Source organism: Streptomyces sannanensis, from assembly GCF_039536205.1.
GTDB lineage: Bacteria > Actinomycetota > Actinomycetes > Streptomycetales > Streptomycetaceae > Streptomyces > Streptomyces sannanensis.
This window is the reverse complement of sequence record NZ_BAAAYL010000001.1, coordinates 793,308-814,479: the sequence shown is the minus strand read 5'-3', so window position 1 is coordinate 814,479 and position 21,172 is coordinate 793,308. Positions and strand designations below refer to the sequence as shown.

15 protein-coding genes and 3 pseudogenes are annotated in these 21,172 nt (G+C 69.2%); 11 read left to right on the top strand and 7 right to left on the bottom strand.

The window, feature by feature from the left end:
- Positions 1-282 precede the first annotated feature (282 nt).
- Both ABD858_RS03560 and ABD858_RS36715 read right to left on the bottom strand, forming a co-directional pair.
- Positions 283-585 carry a hypothetical protein gene (locus ABD858_RS03560; protein ID WP_345034504.1) on the bottom strand — a complete coding sequence of 101 codons (303 nt, stop codon included), beginning with the start codon at positions 583-585 and terminating at the stop codon, positions 283-285.
- Positions 582-896: a colicin E3/pyocin S6 family cytotoxin gene (locus tag ABD858_RS36715; protein WP_425586147.1), complete on the bottom strand. Its 315-nt coding sequence runs from the start codon at positions 894-896 to the stop codon at positions 582-584. The genes ABD858_RS03560 and ABD858_RS36715 overlap by 4 nt, the downstream gene beginning before the upstream one ends.
- Between ABD858_RS36715 and ABD858_RS03555 the strand changes: the two are divergent.
- The 6 genes and pseudogenes from ABD858_RS03555 to ABD858_RS03530 form a co-directional block, all read left to right on the top strand.
- Positions 785-1,438: pseudogene (locus ABD858_RS03555) on the top strand (FecCD family ABC transporter permease); the annotation flags it as partial. The gene ABD858_RS36715 and the pseudogene ABD858_RS03555 overlap by 112 nt on opposite strands.
- On the top strand, positions 1,435-2,250 hold the full coding sequence (locus tag ABD858_RS03550; protein WP_345034503.1) for an ABC transporter ATP-binding protein: 816 nt from the start codon (positions 1,435-1,437) through the stop codon (positions 2,248-2,250). The pseudogene ABD858_RS03555 and the gene ABD858_RS03550, both read left to right, overlap by 4 nt.
- 349 nt (positions 2,251-2,599) lie before the next feature.
- Entirely contained in the window at positions 2,600-4,000 is a 1,401-nt protein-coding gene (locus ABD858_RS03545) for an MFS transporter (RefSeq protein ID WP_345034502.1), read from the top strand.
- Between the two features lie 16 nt (positions 4,001-4,016).
- Positions 4,017-5,843 (top strand): asparagine synthase (glutamine-hydrolyzing), encoded by a 1,827-nt coding sequence (gene asnB, locus ABD858_RS03540; RefSeq protein ID WP_345034501.1) that lies wholly within the window; start codon positions 4,017-4,019, stop codon positions 5,841-5,843.
- Positions 5,844-5,854: 11 nt separating this feature from the next.
- Positions 5,855-7,117: a cytochrome P450 family protein gene (locus ABD858_RS03535; RefSeq protein WP_345034500.1), complete on the top strand. Its 1,263-nt coding sequence runs from the start codon at positions 5,855-5,857 to the stop codon at positions 7,115-7,117.
- A gap of 130 nt (positions 7,118-7,247) precedes the next feature.
- The gene (locus ABD858_RS03530; protein WP_345034499.1) at positions 7,248-8,183 is read left to right on the top strand and encodes an L-tyrosine/L-tryptophan isonitrile synthase family protein; all 936 of its coding nucleotides are present in this window, start codon (positions 7,248-7,250) and stop codon (positions 8,181-8,183) included.
- Positions 8,184-8,358: 175 nt separating this feature from the next.
- Here the strand turns inward: ABD858_RS03530 and ABD858_RS03525 are convergent, their stop codons facing one another.
- Entirely contained in the window at positions 8,359-9,237 is an 879-nt protein-coding gene (locus ABD858_RS03525) for an acyl-CoA thioesterase (RefSeq protein WP_345034497.1), read from the bottom strand.
- A gap of 22 nt (positions 9,238-9,259) precedes the next feature.
- Complete coding sequence (locus ABD858_RS03520) at positions 9,260-11,782, bottom strand: DEAD/DEAH box helicase (RefSeq protein ID WP_345034496.1); 2,523 nt, start codon at positions 11,780-11,782, stop codon at positions 9,260-9,262.
- A gap of 121 nt (positions 11,783-11,903) precedes the next feature.
- Here ABD858_RS03520 and ABD858_RS03515 point away from each other — a divergent pair, with 121 nt between their 5' ends.
- Positions 11,904-12,698, top strand: coding sequence for a metal-dependent hydrolase (locus tag ABD858_RS03515; protein WP_345034495.1), 795 nt, complete (start codon positions 11,904-11,906; stop codon positions 12,696-12,698).
- Positions 12,699-12,724: 26 nt separating this feature from the next.
- Here ABD858_RS03515 and ABD858_RS03510 read toward each other — a convergent pair.
- Positions 12,725-13,749 (bottom strand): annotated as a pseudogene (locus tag ABD858_RS03510) (ABC transporter ATP-binding protein); the annotation flags it as partial.
- Positions 13,750-13,792: 43 nt separating this feature from the next.
- Here ABD858_RS03510 and ABD858_RS03505 point away from each other — a divergent pair.
- From ABD858_RS03505 to ABD858_RS03495, 3 genes and pseudogenes are all read left to right on the top strand, one after another.
- The gene (locus ABD858_RS03505) at positions 13,793-15,439 is read left to right on the top strand and encodes a recombinase family protein (protein WP_345034494.1); all 1,647 of its coding nucleotides are present in this window, start codon (positions 13,793-13,795) and stop codon (positions 15,437-15,439) included.
- 105 nt (positions 15,440-15,544) lie between these two features.
- Positions 15,545-15,778 (top strand): annotated as a pseudogene (locus tag ABD858_RS03500) (IS1380 family transposase); the annotation flags it as partial.
- A 325-nt stretch (positions 15,779-16,103) separates the two neighbouring features.
- On the top strand, positions 16,104-17,705 hold the full coding sequence (locus tag ABD858_RS03495; protein WP_345034493.1) for a peptide-N4-asparagine amidase: 1,602 nt from the start codon (positions 16,104-16,106) through the stop codon (positions 17,703-17,705).
- 49 nt (positions 17,706-17,754) lie between these two features.
- On the opposite strand, the gene ABD858_RS03490 is transcribed toward ABD858_RS03495, so the two are convergent.
- Together ABD858_RS03490 and ABD858_RS03485 are read right to left on the bottom strand one after the other, a co-directional pair.
- Positions 17,755-18,459 carry a hypothetical protein gene (locus tag ABD858_RS03490; protein ID WP_345034491.1) on the bottom strand — a complete coding sequence of 235 codons (705 nt, stop codon included), beginning with the start codon at positions 18,457-18,459 and terminating at the stop codon, positions 17,755-17,757.
- A 169-nt stretch (positions 18,460-18,628) separates the two neighbouring features.
- Positions 18,629-19,069, bottom strand: a complete 441-nt coding sequence (locus ABD858_RS03485) for a MarR family winged helix-turn-helix transcriptional regulator (RefSeq protein ID WP_345034490.1) — start codon at positions 19,067-19,069, stop codon at positions 18,629-18,631.
- Between the two features lie 102 nt (positions 19,070-19,171).
- Between ABD858_RS03485 and ABD858_RS03480 the strand changes: the two genes are divergently transcribed.
- On the top strand, positions 19,172-20,995 hold the full coding sequence (locus ABD858_RS03480) for an ABC transporter ATP-binding protein (RefSeq protein ID WP_345034489.1): 1,824 nt from the start codon (positions 19,172-19,174) through the stop codon (positions 20,993-20,995).
- Positions 20,996-21,172: the final 177 nt, after the last annotated feature.

Sequence of the window (21,172 nt, the reverse complement as noted above, 5' to 3'; positions counted from 1 at the left end):
GCCGTGGAACCCGACGCCCACCCGACGCGACAGCCGGGCCATCAACCTGCCCACAAGCAGAAAGTTCCACTCTGAACAAGCAGAGAGGGTCCGTCACCAAGCTGACGGACCCTCATGCAAGATCGAGGCTAACAAAGCCCTACTACCCCACTGCCCCGAAACCGAGAGATCGCATACGGGAAAGATCGTTCCCCACCGCTGCGCAGCCTGCACGGCAGGGTGTCGCAGGGGACTTGAGTCCCCTGCGACACCTTCAGTCCTGGTACGGACTATTTTGCGTCCCTATGAATTGATTTCGCGCCACTCTTCGGCATATCGCTCGACCAGGCTCCAGAGCTCTCGGGTCGTCGGACTTTCATCCTTGTTGCGCGCCAGGTATGAGCGAAGATCGAGTCGCTCCTGACGCGCCTTGATGACGTACTCGAGGACGACTTGCCCTTCCTCGACCCACATCGCATATTCAGGCCAGAGGAGGCCGAGGTAGTCATGGTATTCCTTCACCACGCTGGAATCCCAGGCTTCCCCGTACTCTTCCAGATCGTCAATTACTGCGCGACCCTGCAGTACGTCATCCACGAAAGTCATAGCCGAATTTTCCTTCCGTTAACGCGAGGCTTGTATATCTTCCCACCCATGGGGTCCGCACTCCCGAGGTGGTTGCCCTTACTGTCATAGACCTCTACGTCGCCGTGCGTGTAATCCCACTCGTAGTACCGCTTGTTCTTCCCGGTCTTGCCGTTGGTCTTCGTCTTCCCCTTGTGGCTCTTGAGGCCCTTCCAGAACGGTGTCCGGTGCTGCCTTCGCCGGAGCGCTGGCCACGTTCGCGCTGGTATGGGCGGTGGCCCGGCGTGGCGGGGGATTCGCGCCGTTGCGGCTGGTCCTGGCCGGCGTGGCAATAGGCCAGTTCCTGTCCGGCTTCACGAGCTATCTGGTGTTGCAGGCCGGGGACGAGCAGCAGACGCACAGCGTGCTGTTCTGGCTCATGGGCAGCCTCAGCGGTGCGAACTGGGAGCTGCTCGCGGTGCCCGCGACGGCGGTTCCGCTCGCCGGGCTGTGGCTTCAGGCGCGCGGCCGCGGTCTGAACGCCCTGCTGATGGGCGACGAGACGGCGGCCGGCGTCGGGATCGACGTGACACGGCTGCGACGCGAGCTGTTCACGGTGACCAGTGTCCTGACCGGTGTGCTGGTCGCGGTCTCCGGCGCGATCGCCTTCGTCGCGCTGATGGTGCCGCACACCTGCCGCCTCCTCGTCGGCGGCGACCACCGACGACTGCTGCCGGTCTCCGCACTGTTCGGCGCCCTGCTGCTGGTCGTGGTCGACATCGTCTGCCGTACGGCGATGGACACGCAGGAACTGCCGGTCGGCGTGGTCACCTCGCTCATCGGGGCCCCGGCCCTGCTGTATCTGCTGGACCGGCGTCTGGGGAGCGGCAGTTGAGAGTCGACATCGAGGACCTGCACGTCGCCTACGCGGGCCGTACGGTCGTGGCGGGTGCCCACCTGATGGCGGCAGAGGGCGAGATCACCGGCCTGGTGGGGCCCAACGGCAGCGGCAAGTCCACCCTGCTGCGCACTGTCTACCGGCATCTGAAGCCGGCGGCCGGGCGGGTGCTGCTGGCCGGTGCCGACATCCGGGAGATGACCCCCGTACAGTCGGCTCGGCATGTTGCGGCCCTGCCGCAGGAGCGGGGCAGCGATTTCGAGCTGACCGTGCGCGAGGTCGTCGTCATGGGGCGTACGCCCTACAAGCGGGCCTTCGCCGGGGAGAACGCGGCCGATCGGGACGTCGTCGCCCGCGCTCTGGCGGACGTCGGCATGGACGGCCACGCCGGACGCCGCTTCACGGACCTGTCCGGCGGCGAACGCCAACGTGTGCTGCTCGCACGGGCGTTCGCGCAGGACCCGGATGTCCTCGTCCTGGACGAACCGACCAACCACCTTGACGTCCGCCACCAGGTCGAGCTCCTCGCCCTGCTGCGGACCCAGCGCCGTACGACGCTCGTGTCGCTGCACGACCTCAACGCGGCCGCCTCGGTGTGCGACCGGCTGCACGTGCTGCACGCCGGAGCCGTGGTCGCCTCGGGGCGGCCGCGCGACGTCCTTACACCTGAGCTGATGGCCGAGGTGTTCGGTGTAAGGGCGGCGGTGGTCGACCACCCGCTCACCGGGGACCCGCTGATCGCCTTCGACCACCGCGCCCCAGCCGACGCCGAGGGTTCAGTGACGGTGGAGACGCACGCCGGCAGATGACGAGGTCCGTGCCGTGCACGATGACGGGGCTTGGCCGTAACGTCTTCCGGCCCCGCTCACCTCGGAGACTTCTTCCCTGATGCCAGGCGCGGGAGGGCAGTCGAATGGGCGACCCAACGACACTCTGGCCGGGTGGGCCCTGGGATCCCCGGCGCAGGCAGGGCCGGCGCTTCCCTGTGTGCCGGTGGTGGAAGCCGCTGTATCCGGCACTCCGTCCCGTCGCCGGTGCGGGTAATCCCCTCTACCGCCACGTTTTCGGACAGACGCGGGAACTCACCGCCGGTTCGCTCCGACTTGTGGGACGAGGCTGCTGTCCGGCAGCCTCGTCGCGACGTTGAGGGGCGGATGGGTGACGCACCACGATTCCGGCTCGGAACAGCCCGGTCACATACCCGTCGGTGATAATCGCTGGCTGTTGGTGGCCGTGGCGGGCGTGCTGGCGTTCGTGGCGATGCTCGACATGAACATCGTCAACGTGGCCCTGGCGGACATTGCCGATGGACTGCACGTGTCGGCCGCGACCGCCCAGTGGGCGGTGCTGGCTTACCAACTGCCGGTTGTTGCCCTGATGTTGCCCGTCGGGCGGTGGCTGGACGGCGCCGGGACGCGTTCCGCCGTGCTGGTCTCGACTGCCGGCTTCGGCCTGTGCAGCGCCCTCGCCGCCGCCGCGCCCTGGGCGGCCTGGCTGATCGCCGCCCGGCTCGCGCAGGGCGCGTTCGGGGCAGCCCTGTTCGTGCTGATGCCCGTGCTCGCCATGCGATCGGTACGGCCGGAACTGCGGGGGCGGGCGATGAGCGTGCCCGCGACCCTGGGCCCGCTGGGCGCGGTGACCGGGCCGGCTGTGGGCGGCCTGCTGGTGGACCACTTCGGCTGGCACTCCGTCTTCCTGGTCAAGATCCCCTTCTGCCTGGTCGGCCTGGGCGTGGCCTGGAAGGCGATGCCGCGGGACGGTCGTCTGCGACGGCCGGACCGCCGCTCGCTGGTGGATGCCCTGCTGGTGGCCACCGGTGTGGCGGTGCTGCTGCTGACGCTGACGCTCGCTTCGGACGACCCGGCCTGGCTGGGGCTCGCGCTCGTCGCCGTTCCACCGCTGTGGTGGTGGTTGCGCGGCCCGGGCGGTCGTCCGGTGACCGGAGTGCTGCGCATCTCGGGGCTGTTCCGGGCGCATGGGGCGGTGCTGGCGCTGGCGGCGGGTTTCGCCGCCATGCACTACGTCGTCGCCCTGCACCTCCAGCGCGACGGCGGCGTCAGCGCCACGACGACCGGCCTGACCGTCCTCGCTTTCCCGCTCGGCATGGGCCTGGCCGGACCGCTCGGCGGACGTCTGGCCGACAGGTACGGCGCCCGCCCGGTGGCCGTCACCGGCGCCGCCCTCACCGCGGCCGGCCTGCTCCTGCTCATCCCGCTGGGAGACGGCTGGTCGTCGTGGGAGGTGGCCTGGCGCCTGGCGTTGGCCGGCGTCGGCATGGGACTGAACGGTGGCCCCACCCAGGCCCTGGTCATGAGCACCGCTCCGCCGGACCGCATCGCCACCGTCGGCTCCACGGTGCAGCTCGCCCGCAGCCTCGGCTTCACCCTCGGCCCTGCCCTGGCCACCACCGTCTGGGGCCTCACCGGTCCCGGCAACGGCGTGCACGCGGGGCTCGCCCTGGCCGCCACCGCCGCCTGCCTCGCCGTACCCCTTATGGCACGGTCCGGCCGGCCACCGGCCCCCGCGCCCGAGCAGACCACCGACGCCGCCCACACCTGACCCAGGAGACATCCCCATGTGCGGAATCACCGGCTGGGCGTCCTTCCACCACGACGCCCGCACCCAGGCCCCGGTCATCGAGGCCATGACCGCCACCCTGACCCCACGCGGCCCGGATGCGGGTGGCGTATGGCTGGGCGAGCGCGCCGCGATCGGTCACCGTCGCCTCGCCGTCATCGACCTGGCCGGCGGCGTGCAGCCGATGACCGACCGGCCCGACGCCCCGACCGCCGTCCTCAGCTACAGCGGCGAGATCTACAACCACCACGAACTCCGCTCCGAACTCCGAAGCCGTGGACACCACTTCCGCACCCGCAGCGACACCGAGGTCGTGCTGTGCGCGTACGCCGAGTGGGGCGAGAACGTCGCCGAGCACCTGGAGGGCATGTTCGCCTTCGCCGTCTGGGACGAGACGGCACAGCGCCTGCTGCTGGTCCGCGACCGCCTCGGCGTCAAACCTCTCTTCTGGGCCTCCGTCGACGGCGGCCTGGCCTTCGCCTCCGAACCCAAAGCGTTGTTCGCCCACCCGGAGGTCCGGCCCCGCGTGGACGCGGACGGCCTGCGGGAGGCGTACAGCCTGCTGTTCAACACCGGGCCGACGGTGTGGTCCGGGGTGCGCGAGGTCGAGCCCGGCGGGCTGCTCGTCCTGGACCGGGACGGCATCCGCGAGCGTCGCTACTGGCAGCTGGAGGCCGGCGCCCACGAGGACGACCGGGAAACGACGGTGGAGCGGATCCGCGAGCTGGTCGGTGCGGCCGCCCGCGGCCAACTGGAGGCCGACGTCCCGCTGTGCAGCCTCCTCTCCGGTGGCCTCGACTCCACCGTCCTGACCGCCCTGCTCGCCGACGAACTCCGGTTGCGGGAGGGGCCGGAGGCGCGGATCCGTTCGTACGCCGTCGACTACAGCGACCAGGCGTCCCGGTTCAAGGGGGATGTATTGCGTACGGGGCACGACACCCCGTACGCCACCGAAGCGGGCGCCTTCATCGGCACCGAGCACAGCACGGTCGTCCTCGACCCGCGCTCCCTCCTCGACCCCGAGCACCGCAAGGCGGTCGTCGTCGCGAGGGACTCGCCGATCGGCGTGGGCGACATGGACACCTCCCTCTACCTGCTGTTCGGGGAGATACGGCGGCACTCCACCGTCGCCCTGTCCGGCGAAGCGGCCGACGAGGTCTTCGGCGGCTACCCCTGGTTCCACAACCCCAAGGCCCTCGCAGCGGACACCTTCCCCTGGCTGCTGGTCACCGGCGACGAGGCCGCCATGCCCTTGAACCCGGAACTCGACCTGCACATCGGGAAGTTCCGCGACGACACCTACCGCAGCGCTCTGGCCGCCGTCCCGCACCTGGACGGCGAGACGCCCGCCGAGCACCGGCAGCGCGAGATGCAGCACATGTCGCTGACCCGCTGGCTTCGCCAACTCCTTCACCGTAAGGACAGGTTGAGCATGGCCCAGGGCCTGGAGGTCCGCGTCCCGTACTGCGACCACCGCCTCGTCGAGTACGCCTTCACCACCCCCTGGGCCCTGAAGAGCTTCGACGGCCGTGAGAAGAGCCTGCTGCGTGCGGCGGGCACCGGCCTCGCCCCCGATTCGGTGCTGTACCGGCCCAAGAACCACTACCCGGCCACCCACCACCCCGACTACAACCGCGGCCTGCAGGACATGGCCCGCGATGCCCTCGCCATCGACCAGGTCCGCGCCCTGGCCGACGAGACCCTCATCAAGCCCTGCCTCGGCACCCCGCCCGAGCATCTGGAGTGGGGTCACCGCCTGCGCCTCGAACGCGTCGTCGACCTTGCTCTGTGGCTGGACCACTACCGGCCCGAACTCGCCCTCTGAGGAGCCTCCACATGACCATCCAGGAACCCTTGCCGGCCGTGGATCCGGAGACGCTCCCCGCCCCGGTCCCGCTGACGGGCTGCCCCTACAAGGCCGACCCCTACCCCCTGTACGAGCGGATGCGCGAGACCGGCCCGGTCCACCGCGTGCTCTTCCCCAGCGGCGTCCAGGCATGGCTCGTCACCGGCTACGACGCCGCCCATACCGCCCTCAACGACGAACGCCTCGGCAAGAACCACGACCGGGGCAACGACCGCTGGCGCGCCCGTGCCTCGATCATGCCCGAGCCCCAGCACTCCCAACTCCAGGTCCACCTCCTCCACCAGGACCCGCCGAAGCACACCCGCATGCGGCGCTTCGTCACAGACGCGTTCACTCCACGCCGTATCGAGCAGCTCCGTCCTCGCTTCCAGGAACTGGCCGACGCGCTCGTCGACGCCCTGCCCGAGAGCGGCCCCGCGGACCTCGTCACCGGCTTTGCCGCCCACTTCCCCTTCCAGGTCCTCGCCGAGGTCATAGGTCTCCCGCCCGAGACGGCGGCCCGCTTCGACCGCGACTGGGGCAAGGTCGTCCAGCCGGTCGGCCCCACCGACCCCGGCCGCCCGCTCTACGAAGCCCGCCTCCACGGCCTGCAGAGCTACATCGCCGAGGTCGTCACCCACAAGCGCGAACACCAGGAAGACGATCTCCTCAGCCGCCTTGTCGCGGCCCGCGACCGCCACGAACTGTCCCAGGAAGAGCTGGATTCGATGATCTTCCAGCTCCTCGTGGCAGGCCAGGAACCGGTCACCAACCAGATCACCACCGCCCTGATCGCCCTCTTCCGCAACCCCGACCAGCTCGCCCGCCTGCGCGACAACCCGGAGCTGCTGCCCCGCGCGGTCGAGGAACTCCTCCGCTACGACAGTGCCTTCGAGCTGACGACCTGGCGCTTCTTCGACCAGGACAGCGACCTGCACGGCACGGAGGTCCCGGCCGGCGACTCGGTGATCGTCTCCCTGTGCGCCGCCAACCGCGATCCGCGCCGCTTCCCCGAACCCGACACCCTCGACTTCGACCGCAGCCCCAACTCCCATCTCGCCTTCGGCCACGGCATCCACTTCTGCCCGGGCGCCGCCCTCGCCCGCGCCGAACTCCAGATTGCCCTCGGTACTCTCCTCGCCCGGCTGCCCGGCCTCCAACTGGCCGTCAGGGAGGCGGACATCGAGTGGATCCCGGCCGTCCTGGGCCGCGGCACCAACCACCTGCCCGTCGGCTACGACCGACGCCGCTGACAACGGCCCACGGCTGACCGGGTCCGGGCTCACACCGGACCTGGTCCCGGCCGGCCAACCCCACCCGCCCGACGGCGCCTGGCCACCACCTGCCAAGGCGCCATGCCGTCATGCCCTCTGGAGGAACGACATGCCGCTGACGACCACGCCGGAAACCCTCCCCACGAGTATCAGCACCGCCGTCCTGCACCTGCTCCTGCCGTACCACCGCACGACCGACCGCGCTGCCGCCGTCCCCGTGGAGGCGTTCCCTCATCAGTTGCGCCGAATCGCCGACTTCGTGCGCGACGGCGCCCCCATTCTGTTCACCCTGCCAGGCTTCCCCTGCAAGTCCCCCAACCCCGCCAAGGTCCTCGGCCACCTCCCCGACCAGGGCGAACGCCTCTCCCTCACGTTCCTCGACAGCCTGTGCGCGGAGATCGAGCGGATCTACCCGCCCGGCGCCCAGGTGATCATCTGCTCCGACGGCCATGTCTTCGGCGACCTCATCCGTGTCCCCGACGAGCACATCGACGCCTACGCCGACGAACTCCGCTCCCTCATAACCCGATCGGGCCTGACCAGACTTTCCGTCTTCGACCTGCGCGACGTCCTCGGCGACCTCGACCACGACACGAAACGCGCCCACGTCCACGACCGCTACGCCCCCGCCCTGGATGCCCTGCGCGCCGAGATCCGCACCGATGACCACGCCCTCGCCCTGTACTGCGGCATCACCCGCTTCCTCGTCGAGGACACCGCCGACTGGACCGGCACACGCTCCGCCCTCCAACGCGCATGCCGGCAGCGTGCGTACGGAGTCATCCAGCGCAGCCGAGCCTGGGGCGACCTGATCGCCGAACACCACCCCCACGCCATACGGCTGTCCATCCACCCCCAACCCATCGGCGCCCCCAAGTTCGGCATCCGTCTCCTCGACATCCCCGACGCCTGGACCACTCCCTGGCATTCCGTTGCCGTGCACCGCACCGACGGCACCTGGACCCTCATGCCCCGAGCGCGGGCCGCCCGACTGGGCCGCCTGATCCACTGTGACGACAGGCCCAGCCACTTCGAGCAGATCTGATCGGACCGCTTCCGCGGGCACGCGGCAATCCGCCCCGGCGCGGGCCCGCCGGCGGTGCCGCAGTTCCAGCCGGCCCGCCCTGGAGCCGGACGCGGCGAGGGTGACAAACCGATCGCTGGTCCGGAGCACTTCCCGTGATCAAGCCTCGGACGGTCAGCCTCGTGAAAGCACGAGGCTAATGCCGCACGTCGAGGCGACGGAACAGGCCCTCCTGGACCACGGACACCAGGAGGCGGCCCTCCCGGTCGTAGATACGGCCGCGGGCCAGGCCCCGGCCGCCCGTGGCGATCGGGGACTCCTGGTCGTACAGGAACCACTCGTCCGCCCGGAACGGGCGGTGGAACCACATCGCGTGGTCCAGCGACGCCATGTCGAAGCCCCGCCGGCCCCAAAGAGGTTCAACTGGGATGCGTACCGCGTCCAGCAAGGTCATGTCGCTCGCGTACGTCAGCGCGCACGTGTGCACCAGCGGGTCGTCGCCCAGCGGGCCCACCGCGCGCATCCACACCGCGCTGCGCGGGTCCGCTTCCTTGACCTCCTCCGGGGTCCAGCGCAGCCGGTCGGCATAGCGGATGTCGAAGGGCATGCGTCGGGCCATCCGCTCCAGGGGCTCGGGCAGGGCACCCAGATGCTCACGGATCTCGTCGGCGACCGTCGGCAGTGTCTCAGGGGCGGGGAAGTCCAGGCGCGGCGGCAACTGGTGCTCGAAGCCGGCCTCCTCCGGCCGGTGGAAGGAGGCGGTGAGGTTGAAGATCGTACGGCCCTGCTGTACGGCGGTGACCCGGCGCGTGGTGAAGGAACGGCCGTCCCGGACCCGTTCGACCTGGTAGACGATCGGCACACCGGGGCGGCCCGGCCGCAGGAAGTACGCGTGCAGCGAATGGACCGGGCGCTCGCCGTCCGTGGTGCGCCCGGCCGCCACCAGCGCCTGGCCGGCCACCTGACCGCCGAAGACCCGCTGGAGGGACTCCTGCGGGCTCCGGCCGCGAAAGATGTCGACCTCGATCTGCTCCAGGTCGAGCAGATCGATCAGGAGCTCGGCGGGGCTGGTCATGCGTTTCCTCTCAGAAGATCTGTCAGAGCTGGCCGACGTCCGTCACACGGACGACCGCGCGGCCCTCCTCGTCGGATGCCGCGAGGTCGACCTCCGCGCTGATGCCCCAGTCGTGGTCGCCGTTCGGGTCGGCGAAGGTCTGGCGGACGCGCCACAGGCCGTGGGCCGGGTCCTCCTCGATCGACAGGAGCTTCGGGCCGCGCGCGTCGGGGCCGGTGCCCAGGTCGTCGTACTCGTCCCAGTACGCGTCCATCGCCTGGCCCCAGGCGTCCGCGTCCCAGCCGGAGTCGGCGTCCATCCCGCCGAGCTCGTCGACGTGGTCGAGCGCGGCCAGCTCCACCCGGCGGAACATCGCGTTGCGCACCAGCACCCGGAAGGCTCGGGCGTTCGCGGTGACCGGCTTGACCTGGTCGGCCTTGTCCTGGGCCTCCTCGGCGGTCTCCAGCTCCGGGTTGGCCAGCTGCTCCCACTCGTCGAGGAGGCTGGAGTCGACCTGGCGGACCATCTCGCCGAGCCAGGCGATCAGATCCTCCAGGTCCTCGGACTTGAGGTCGTCGGGGATGGTGTGGTCCAGGGCCTTGTAGGCGTTCGCGAGGTAGCGCAGCACGATGCCCTCGGTGCGGGCCAGCTCGTAGTGGGACGTGAACTCGGTGAAGGACAGCGCCCGTTCGTACATGTCACGGATGACGGACTTGGGCGAGACCGGGTGGTCGCCGACCCACGGGTGGCTCTTGCGGTACGTGTTGTACGCGTGTACGAGCAGCTCTTCCAGCGGCTTCGGGTACGAGACGTCCTGGAGCCGCTCCATCCGCTCCTCGTACTCGATGCCGTCCGCCTTCATCGCGCCGACCGCCTCGGCGCGCGCCTTGTTCTGCTGGGCGGCCAGGATCTGGCGCGGGTCGTCCAGCGTGGACTCCACGACCGAGACCATGTCCAGGGCGTAGGAGGGCGACTCCGGGTCCAGCAGGTCGAAGGCGGCCAGGGCGAAGGTGGACAGCGGCTGGTTGAGCGCGAAGTCCTGCTGGAAGTCGACGGTGAGGCGGACGATCCGGCCCTCGGTGTCGGGCTTGTCCAGGCGTTCGACGATGCCGCCGTCGAGCAGCGAACGGTAGATCGCGATGGCGCGGCGGATGTGGCGCAGTTGCTGCTTGCGCGGCTCGTGGTTGTCCTCCAGCAGTTTGCGCATCGCGTCGAAGGCGTTGCCCGGGCGGGCGATCACCGACAGCAGCATGGCGTGGCTGACCTTGAAGCGGGAGGTCAGCGGCTCGGGCTCGGAGGCGATCAGCTTCTCGAAGGAGTTCTGGGTCCAGCCGACGAAGCCCTCGGGGGCCTTCTTGCGGACCACCTTGCGGCGCTTCTTCGGGTCGTCGCCGGCCTTGGCGAGGGCCTTCTCGTTCTCGATGACATGCTCGGGCGCCTGGGCGACGACGAAGCCGGCCGTGTCGAAGCCGGCCCGCCCGGCGCGGCCGGCGATCTGGTGGAACTCCCGGGCACGGAGCGTACGGACGCGGCTGCCGTCGTACTTGGTGAGGGCGGTGAACAGTACCGTGCGGATGGGGACGTTGACGCCGACGCCGAGCGTGTCCGTACCGCAGATGACCTTCAACAGGCCCGCCTGGGCGAGCTTCTCGACGAGGCGGCGGTACTTGGGCAGCATGCCCGCGTGGTGCACGCCGATGCCGTGCCGGACGTAACGCGAGAGGTTGCGGCCGAACTTGGTGGTGAACCGGAAGTTGCCGATCAGCTCGGCGATCCGGTCCTTCTCCTCGCGCGAGCACATGTTGATGCTCATCAGCGACTGTGCCCGCTCGACCGCCTGGGCCTGCGTGAAGTGGACGATGTAGACGGGAGCCTGCTTGGTCTCCAGCAGTTCGGTCAGCGTCTCGGTGATCGGCGTCGTGACGTACTCGTACGACAGCGGTACGGGCCGGGTCGCCGAGCGGACCACTGCGGTGTCGCGGTCGGTGCGGCGGGTCAGGTCCTTCTCGAACATCGAGACGTCACCGAGCGTCGCCGACATGAGCACGAACTGTGCCTGCGGGAGCTCCAGCAGCGGGATCTGCCAGGCCCAGCCGCGGTCCGGCTCCGCGTAGAAGTGGAACTCGTCCATCACGACCTGGCCGATGTCCGCGTCCTTGCCGTCACGCAGCGCGATGGAGGCGAGTACCTCGGCCGTACAGCAGATCACGGGGGCGTCGGCGTTGACCGAGGCGTCGCCGGTCAGCATGCCGACGTTCTCGGTGCCGAAGAGCTTGCACAGGTCGAAGAACTTCTCCGAGACCAGCGCCTTGATCGGCGCCGTGTAGAAGGTGACCTCGTCCCGCGCCAGTGCGGCGAAGTGCGCCCCCGCCGCGACGAGGCTCTTGCCCGAGCCGGTCGGTGTCGAAAGGATCACGTTCGCACCGGAAACGACCTCGATCAGTGCCTCCTCCTGGGCCGGGTAGAGGCTGATGCCCCGCTCTTCGGTCCATGAGGAGAAGGCCTCGAAGAGGGCGTCGGGGTCGGCACTCGGCGGAAGCTGATCGATGAGGGTCACGCCCCCCATCTTGCCTGGCTTTCCGCCCGATGCGGGAACCGGGGACCGATACGAAGATCATGAGCGATACCCTGTGCGCTCAACTGGGCTCCACCACAAGGCAACGGGGCGGAACGGGGCGGGAACGACCATGATGGGACCGGCGCACTCACTTTCCGGGGCGGCAGCCTGGCTGGGGGTGGGCGCGGCGACCGCCGCCGCCGGGCACCCCATGCCCTGGCCCGTCCTTCTCGCCGGAACACTGATCTGCGCGGGCGCGGCGCTCGCGCCCGACCTCGACCACAAGTCGGCGACGATCTCGCGCGCCTTCGGACCGGTGTCCCGTGCGCTGTGCGAGATCATCGACAAGCTGTCGTACGCCGTCTACAAGGCGACGAGGTCGACCGCCGACCCGCGCCGTTCCGGCGGCCACCGGACACTGACCCACACCTGGGTGTGGGCCGTGCTGATCGGCGCCGGCGCCTCGGCGGTCGCCGTCACCGGGGGCCGCTGGGGGGTCCTGGCCATCCTCTTCGTGCACCTGGTCCTGGCGGTGGAGGGCCTGCTGTGGCGGGCCGCGCGCGGGTCGAGCAGCGATGTGCTGGTCTGGCTGCTCGCCGCGACGAGCGCATGGATCCTCGCAGACGTCCTGGACAAGCCGGGCAACGGCTCCGACTGGCTCTTCACCGGTGAAGGCCAGGACTACCTGTGGCTGGGCCTGCCGATCGTGCTGGGTTCGCTGGTGCACTGCATCGGCGACGCGCTGACCGTCTCGGGCTGCCCGATCCTGTGGCCGATCCCGATAGCCCGGAAGCGCTGGTATCCGCTCGGCCCGCCGAAGGGGTTGCGCTTCAGGGCCGGCAGCTGGGTGGAGCTGAAGGTCCTGATGCCGGCGTTCATGCTGCTCGGGGGAGTGGGCGGGGCGGCCGCCCTGAACTTCATCTGAGCGCCACACCGGCCTCCTCTTCGCGGCTACCCGTGCCAGGAGCGCCACAGTGCCGCGTACGGGCCGTCCGCCGCGACCAACGCGTCGTGGCTGCCCAGTTCCGTGATGCGGCCGCCCTCGACCACCGCGATGAGGTCCGCGTCGTGCGCGGTGTGTGCAGGCGGTGGGCAATGGCCACGACCGTACGGCCGTCCAGCACCCGGGCCAGGGAGTGCTCCAGGTGGCGGGCCGCTCGGGGGTCGAGGAGGGAGGTGGCCTCGTCGAGGACCAGGGTGTGCGGGTCGGCCAGGACCAGGCGGGCCAGGGCGATCTGCTGGGCCTGGGCCGGGGTGAGGGTGAGGCCGCCGGAGCCGGTCTCGGTGTCGAGGCCGTCCGGCAGGGCGCGGGCCCAGTCGTCGGCGTCGACCGCGGCCAGGGCTGACCACAGCTCGGCGTCGGTGGCGCTCGTACGGGCGAGGAGCAGGTTGTCGCGCAGGGAGCCGACGAAGACGTGGTGTTCCTGGTTGACCAGGGCCACGTGTTCGCGGACGCGTTCGGCCGGCATGAGGGCGAGCTCGGCGCCGCCGAGCGTGATCTAGCCGACCCTCGGCGCGTAGATGCCGGCGAGCAGCCGTCCGAGCGTGGACTTGCCGGCGCCGGACGGGCCCACCAGGGCCAGCCGGGTGCCGGGGCGGACGGACAGGGAGACCTGGTGGAGGACGTCGACGCCCTCGCGGTAGCCGAAGTGGACGTCGTCGGCCAGGACGTCTCGGCCGTCCGGTACGACCGCGTCGTCACCGGCGTCCGGCTCGATGTCCCGTACGCCGACGAGCCGGGCCAGTGACACCTGGGCCACCTGCGGCTCGTCGTACCAGCGCAGGATGATGCCGACCGGGTCGACGAGCATCTGCGCGAGCAGCGCGCCGGTCGTCAGCTGGCCGACATCGAGCCGGCCCCTGAGAACGAAGAAACCGCCGATGATCAGGACCGAGCCGAGGATCGTGACATGGGTGATGTTGATGGCAGGGAAGAACACGGACCGCAGCCACAAGGTGTACCGCTCCAGGTGGGTTGCGCACTTGTACACCCTGTGTGCAACGTGGGACCCTCCGTCAATGGAGCAGCATGGGGAGGATCCGTCGTCACTCATTGACATCTTCTGCCGGAAGAGCAAGGGGCGGGCGAGTAAGGGCAAGCGAGAGATCAGCATCAGCGCCCAAGAGAGCAGGGGGAGGCTCATCGCGGATCGGTTAGGGCTGACAGTCCGGCACGTGTGGCGGGAAGTCGGCAGCGCGAGCCGCTTCAGTACCCGTAAGTTGAGGAACGAGCAGGATGCCGCACTGGCGGCGCTGGAACGGCGCGAGACAGGCGCGCTGTGGGTCTTCCGGCTCGACCGCTGGGACCGTCGCGGGGCCGGCGCCATCCTGCGCATCATCGAGCCGGAAGACGGCAAGCCTCGCCGTCTCCTCTTCGACAACGGAGACCCAGACAACCCGGGAATTGGGTTGGACAGTTCAAATCCCCATGACCGAAAAGAGTTGATCAGGCGCGCCGAAGATGCTCGCGAAGAGACTGAGATCCTGAGTGAGCGCGTTCGCAATACGAAGACGCACCAACGAGCCAATGGCGAATGGGTCAACCATTCCGCGCCCTATGGGCTGAAGGTCGTCCTCGTCGAAAAGGAGGACGAGGACGGAGACACCATCGTCGAGCGGAAATTGGCACTCGACGAAACTCCCGCCGACGACTCGACAAGCCCGAAGCGGACAAAGGCGGAAGTCGCCTTCGATATCACATACGCGCTTCCCGTCAACAAGGGATTTTCAGACCGCGCAACGGCGGAACATCTGAACGACAGGGAAATCCCGTCGCCGTCTGGCGGAACGTGGGCGCACGCCACCGTACGGGATATGATCCGCAACCCCGCGTATGCCGGATGGCAGACCACCGGCCGACAGGACGGGAAGAGTCGCCGCATCCTCTACCGCGACGCCGCCGGAAACAGAGTCAGCGTGATGCACGGACCCGCGCTTCTGACGGACGACCAGCAGCAGGAAGCGCAGGCCGCACGACAAGGTGAGGCAGGAATCGGGGTTCCGAAGGACGGTCGAACCCACACCACGCGGGCGAGCCACCTCCTTACTGGCATCCTCAAGTGCGCGGGGTGCGGAGGCTCGATGTCGTTCAGCGGGAACTCATACATGTGCTGGAAGCCGAAGGCTGGTAAGCCATGCCCGGCACCCGCCGTCGCAGCCACAAAGAGCCTGGAAGAGTTCGTTCACTGGCGCTGGTGGGTTCGGCTGACGAACGCTGAACCTGACGATGATCTCGTCGTAGCCGTCGCCGACCGTTGGGCGGAGCGAGTGCAGCCGCAGGCGACCGAAGACAGCCGGGCCGCCATGGAGGCCCTGAATATTGCGGAGAAGCGTCTAGCGCGCGTATGGGCGGACCGTAAGGCCGGCCACTACGACGGGCCGTCAGAGCAGTACTTCCGCGCAGATCTGAAGGAGGTCACCGACACTGTCAACGAGGCGAAGCAGGCTCTTGAGTCGAGCACTGCGCGTCGTGGAGTCGACATCGGGTTCCTCATGGACCCGGAGTCGTGCGAAGGGGCGTGGGAGGCTGCGGACAAGCCTCTTCGCCGCGCCTTGCTGCATCTCGCCATCGACTCTGTGACGGTGACGAAGGCTCCGTACCGAGGAGCGCCGTTCAAGGGCCTGGAGCGTACCCGGTTCAAGTGGGCCGACGGCGCGGAAGACTGAGCCCGGATCCACCGGGCAATAGCCTGTCCAGCGCTTGGAAATGAAAACGGAGATGCCCTCTGACCTGGGAAGATGTGACTTTTCTAGGGTTACTTCCAGGCCAACAACGCGTGGCTGACCCTGTGGGCGATCGCGTCCAACCTGCTGCGGGCCGCAGACTGCCTCACCGGCTCCTTCCACGCCAAGGCAACCACCGCCACCCTGCGGGCCCACCTGGTCAACTTCCCGTCCCGCACCGCCCGTTCGGCCCGCAGGCTGACGCTCCACCTGCCCGACCGCTGGCCCTGGCGGCGCGCGTTCACCAACCTGTTCGACGCCGCCCACCCGCCACCAGCCTGATCACTAACCCAACCACCCCGCCCACGAGGGCCCGACCGGAGCAAACGTGGAAGAGCTGGGCAGACCAGCGGACACCGCATGCCCTCTGGCCGGAAGCGGGGGCCTGACCGTACGTCGGGATCACCGGGATCGGAAAACGGAAGATCGCGAATCTGCATGACGTCCCATGGATCGCTGAGGGGGTGGCGAGTGGTGCAAACCGTGCAAGGTTCGCGTTTCGCCGGCAGTCGCTGGAATTGATTTTTCCGCATGAGGGTACAGAACGCGCCAAGGTCGAATATTCGCCACTGGCGCACTTGTTCGTATCGCGCTTCACTCCTGACCCATGAAGAGTAAGATCACGTCCATGCTCGCCGGACTGGCGCTGGCCGCCGGTTCGGCGCTCGGCGCGAGCCCGGCGGCCGCGGCCGAGCCGGTCCCCGCAGAGTTCGGCACCGACTGGCACGACCCGCTGACGGCGGCGCCGCCCATCGCGAAGCCCCCGACCCGCTCCTGCGAAGTCACCGTCGCCGAGGCGCAGTTCCGCGACTTCACGCCGTACACGGGCAGTTACACCCCGCCCAAGGAGTGCGGCGACCGCTGGAGCAAGGTGGTGCTGCGCCTCGACGGAAAGGTCAAGGGGCGCCAGTACGACCGGCTCGGCTACCTCCGCGTCGGCGGCGTTGAGATGTTCCGTACGTCCACGCCCGAGCCCTCGGTCGACGGCATCAACTGGTCGGTGGAGAAGGACGTCACTCACTACAGCGACACGCTGCGCCGCGCGCAGGATGTCGAAATGCTGATCGGCAATGTCGTCAACGAGACGTACACCGGCGTCATCGACGTCAAGGTCACGCTGACCTTCTACGCCGCCGAGGGGCGTACGAAGCCGGCTGCCACGCCCGACAAGGTGATCCCGCTGGACGGCGCCCGGCTCACCACGCCGCGCAACTCGGAACGCATCGTCGCCGAGGTGTACGCCACCGGATCGGGCGGCGGCTGCGAGGAGTTCTGGTACCTCACCGTGCCGGACTCCGCTCCGTACTCCTGCAAGGCGGACAACGGCCCGTACCGTGAGGTGCAGGTCAAGGTCGATGGCCAACTGGCTGGAATAGCCGCGCCGTTCCCGAACGTATGGACCGGAGGCTGGTCCAACCCCTTCCTCTGGTACGTCGTTCCGGCGCCGCGCGCCTTCGACGTGAAGCCGATCGAGTACGACCTGACGCCGTTCGCGGGCATCCTCAACGACGGGCGTGAGCACCGCGTCGAGGTGTCCGTCGCCGGACTGCCCGCCGGGCAGAGCGGCTGGAACACGCCCGCCAATGTGCTGGTCTGGCAGGACGAGGGCAGCGAGCACGTCACCGGGGCGCTCACGAAGCACGACCAGAGCGACCTGGCCGACTCGACCACGATCACGCCCGGTTCACTGAACCGGCTCGACACCGAGGGCGGCCACCGGCTGACCGTCGCCGGCTATGTCGACACCTCGCACGGGCGCGTCGAGACCACCGTCTCGCGGACCCTCGCCAACACCTCCGTCCACCGCTGGACGGAGGACGAGAACACCGACGGGCTCACGGCCCGCTGGGACGACGACGAGACGGTGACCGTGGACGGCCGGGGCCCGGCGCGCGTCGCGCACACCCACCGCGTCTACACCATGGACGGCGAGATCACGATCGGCACGGACAACCGTCTGCGCACCGTCCTCACGCTCGGGGACCGCGCCGACACCTCGGTCGTCCGCGCCGGCAAGCGCATCTCCTGGTCGCGGCTCGACGACACCTACACCGGCGACGCCGCCTGGACGCTGGGCGTCCCGCGTGACCAGCGCCATGCCGTCGGCACGTCCAGCGAGCACTACCGGCTGGACGGGTCGGAAGGCTGCTACGACCGCACTCTGCGGACCGAGCAGGGCACCCTGACGGAGGACCGTACGGGCTGCTGAACGTGACGCGGGGCCCTGCGCGCGCAGGGCCCCGCGTGCCTCGCCGGAACTATGCCGGCACACGGTCGTCCCGCCACAGCGCACTGCGTACGGTCAGACCGTACTCGGTGCGCAGGCGCCGCAGTTCCCACAGCGAGAGAAGCGTGACGGACAGCGGCGGCCCGACCAGGAACAGCCCGCGCACCCAGACCGGGGCGGCCACGGGCGCGCTGTCGAAGAGTTGGAAGACGAACATCGCCCACACCAGGACGGGCGAGATCAGCGGCGGCAGTACCTCGTGCACATCGGCGGTACGGAAGACGTGGTGCACACACAGCACCGCGGCTGTGAGCACGAACGGCAGCCCGAAGAGTATCGACGCCAGCACGGCCGGAATCAGCACGATCTGGAAGAGGCCCGTCTGCGGCAGCATCATCATCGCTTCGGTCATCAGGAGCCACAGAACGAGGAGGGAGCCGAACAGTATTCCCATGGCCGTCAGCGGGCTGCTCAGGCGCCCCCGGTATACGGCTCGCACCGGCGGACGTGCGGCCAGCACGAACACGGTGAGTGCGATCGGCCCGACCACCAGCAACACACCGACGCTGCTGAGGACTTCCGTGAACTTGTCCTCCGCGATGTCCCCCGCCGACTGCCGCAGCGGATAGCTGAAGATCAGCCAGAGCGTCGCAACGAGTCCGATGACCGTGCGCGCCGTGTGCGCCGCCTCGATACGAGGGTCGACGACCCGGTCGGAGCGGGTCGGCCGAAACACCCGGAACGCTAAAAGGAAGGGCAGCACCACAAAGCCGAGGCATCCCACTTCTCAGTCAACTCCGTTCTGAGGACCGGGATTCGTCGGCCCGCCCCCATGCCCGTTGATCTTGATCGACGGGCAGAATACACAGAGGTGCCGGCGGAGGATCGTGCGCCTGAGTGATCTGTCAGCAGTGAGGCCCCGGCCCGTCGACGAGTGTGGCCAGCAGGCCGCCGAGCACCTCGCGCTGCTCCGGCGTCAGGGGCGCGAGGACGTCCTCCACCGCCGCCCGGCGCGCGCTGCGCAGCGCCCTGAGAGCGGTACGACCCTTGTCCGTCAGCTCGATCCTGGTGACCCGTCGGTTCGTCGGATCGGGGACGCGGCGCACCCGGCCGCTCGACTCCAGGCCGTCGACCAGTGTGGTCACGGCGCGCGGCACCACCTCCAGACGCTCGGCCAGATCGGCCATGCGCGGCGGTCGGTCGCAGTGCGCCACGATGCGCAGCAGCCTGGACTGCGCGGGGGTGATGCCGATCGGCTCCAGCTGCCGCCTCTGGATGCGGTGGAGCCTGCGGGTCAGCCGCAGCAGCTGCTCGGCCAGCAGGCCGTCGGCGTCGGGGGTGCTCATGGCGTCCACAGTATCAGGATCATGCTCATTGTGAGTATGGGTAACAATGAGCTATGCTCCTGAAGTCTGTGATGTCCCCTGTGGAAGGAGCCCACGGAGCCCATGCATCCCGCCGAGCACCACGGGGGACCGACCTGGACGCCCCCGCCTCGCGATCCGGAGCAGCCCCAGCCGCCCGCCGAGCTGCGGCGCATCCTCCGGCTGTTCCGCCCGTACCGCGGCCGTCTCGCGCTGGTCGGACTGCTGGTCTGCGCCTCGTCGCTCGTGTCGGTCGCCTCACCGTTCCTGCTGCGCGAGATCCTCGACACCGCGATCCCGCAGGGCCGCACCGGGCTGCTCAGCCTGCTCGCCCTCGGCATGATCCTCACCGCGGTGGTCACCGGCGTCTTCGGCGTGCTGCAGACGCTGATCTCGACGACCGTCGGCCAGCGGGTCATGCACGACCTGCGGACCGCCGTCTACGCCCAGTTGCAGCGGATGCCGCTCGCCTTCTTCACCCGGACCCGCACCGGCGAGGTGCAGTCGCGTATCGCCAACGACATCGGCGGCATGCAGGCGACCGTCACCTCCACCGCGACCTCCCTGGTCTCCAATCTCACCGCGGTCGTCGCCACCGTCGTGGCGATGGTCGCCCTGGACTGGCGGCTGACCCTGGTCTCGATGCTGCTGCTGCCGCTGTTCGTATGGATCAGCCGCAGGGTCGGCCGCGAGCGCAAGAAGATCACCACTCAGCGTCAGAAGCAGATGGCGGCCATGGCCGCCACGGTCACCGAGTCGCTCTCGGTCAGCGGCATCCTGCTGGGCCGCACGATGGGCCGCGCCGACTCGCTCACCAAGTCCTTCGCCGACGAGTCCGAGAGGCTCGTCGACCTCGAGGTCCGCTCCAACATGGCGGGCCGGTGGCGCATGTCGACCATAGGCATCGTGATGGCCGCGATGCCCGCGATCATCTACTGGGCCGCCGGCCTCGCGCTCCAGGCGGGCGGACCGTCCGTCTCCATCGGCACGCTCGTCGCCTTCGTCTCCCTCCAGCAGGGCCTGTTCAGGCCGGCCGTCAGCCTGCTGTCCACGGGTGTGCAGATGCAGACCTCGCTCGCGCTCTTCCAGCGGATCTTCGAGTACCTGGACCTGCCGGTGGACATCACCGAGCCGGAGCAGCCTGTGAAACTGGAGAAGATCCGCGGCGAAGTGCGATTCGAGGATGTCGACTTCGCCTACGACGAGAAGCACGGCACCACACTCGACGGGATCGATGTCTCCGTGCCGGCGGGTGGCAGCCTGGCGGTCGTCGGGCCCACCGGCTCCGGCAAGTCCACGCTGAGCTATCTGGTGCCCCGGCTGTACGACGTGACCGGCGGACGCGTCATGCTCGACGGCGTCGACGTGCGCGACCTGGACTTCGACACCCTGGCGCGAGCCGTGGGCGTCGTCTCGCAGGAGACGTGTCTCTTCCATGCCTCCGTCGCGGACAATCTGCGCTTCGCCAAGCCGGACGCGACCGACGAGGAACTGGAGGAGGCCGCGAAGGCGGCGCAGATCCACGACCACATCGCCGGCCTGCCCGACGGGTACGACACGCTGGTGGGGGAGCGCGGCTACCGTTTCTCGGGAGGCGAGAAGCAGCGCCTGGCCATCGCCCGTACGATCCTGCGCGACCCGCCCGTCCTCATCCTCGACGAGGCGACCAGCGCGCTCGACACCCGCACCGAACACGCCGTGCAGCGCGCCATCGACGCTCTCTCCGCAGGCCGGACCACCATCACCATCGCCCACCGGCTGTCCACCGTGCGGGACGCCGACCAGATCGTCGTCCTGGACGGCGGCCGCATCGCCGAGCGCGGCACGCACGAGGAACTCCTCGGCCGGGACGGCCGCTACGCCGCACTGGTCCGCCGCGATGCGCGGCTTGTGACGGCGGCGCAGTGAGTGGTGCCGCCACGACCTTCTCTGCGCCAAGCCGCGTAGAATCCCGGGACGCCGAGCCCGCAGATGCGCCGGCCGCATGCGCGCGTTGAACGCCTACGCACGATCGCGGTCCGCCAGTTCCGGCTGGTGGGCCGCGCCGCGTCGAGTCAGTCCTTGTCGGGCCAGTCACCACAGGGC

Coding starts and splice junctions, on each gene's coding strand:
- ABD858_RS03560 (WP_345034504.1), bottom strand. CDS start 585: ATGACTTTCGTGGATGACGTACTGCAGGGTCGCGCAGTAATTGACGAT.
- asnB (WP_345034501.1), top strand. CDS start 4,017: ATGTGCGGAATCACCGGCTGGGCGTCCTTCCACCACGACGCCCGCACC.
- ABD858_RS03535 (WP_345034500.1), top strand. CDS start 5,855: ATGACCATCCAGGAACCCTTGCCGGCCGTGGATCCGGAGACGCTCCCC.
- ABD858_RS03530 (WP_345034499.1), top strand. CDS start 7,248: ATGCCGCTGACGACCACGCCGGAAACCCTCCCCACGAGTATCAGCACC.
- ABD858_RS03525 (WP_345034497.1), bottom strand. CDS start 9,237: ATGACCAGCCCCGCCGAGCTCCTGATCGATCTGCTCGACCTGGAGCAG.
- ABD858_RS03520 (WP_345034496.1), bottom strand. CDS start 11,782: ATGGGGGGCGTGACCCTCATCGATCAGCTTCCGCCGAGTGCCGACCCC.
- ABD858_RS03515 (WP_345034495.1), top strand. CDS start 11,904: ATGATGGGACCGGCGCACTCACTTTCCGGGGCGGCAGCCTGGCTGGGG.
- ABD858_RS03505 (WP_345034494.1), top strand. CDS start 13,793: ATGGAGCAGCATGGGGAGGATCCGTCGTCACTCATTGACATCTTCTGC.
- ABD858_RS03495 (WP_345034493.1), top strand. CDS start 16,104: ATGAAGAGTAAGATCACGTCCATGCTCGCCGGACTGGCGCTGGCCGCC.
- ABD858_RS03485 (WP_345034490.1), bottom strand. CDS start 19,069: ATGAGCACCCCCGACGCCGACGGCCTGCTGGCCGAGCAGCTGCTGCGG.
- ABD858_RS03480 (WP_345034489.1), top strand. CDS start 19,172: ATGCATCCCGCCGAGCACCACGGGGGACCGACCTGGACGCCCCCGCCT.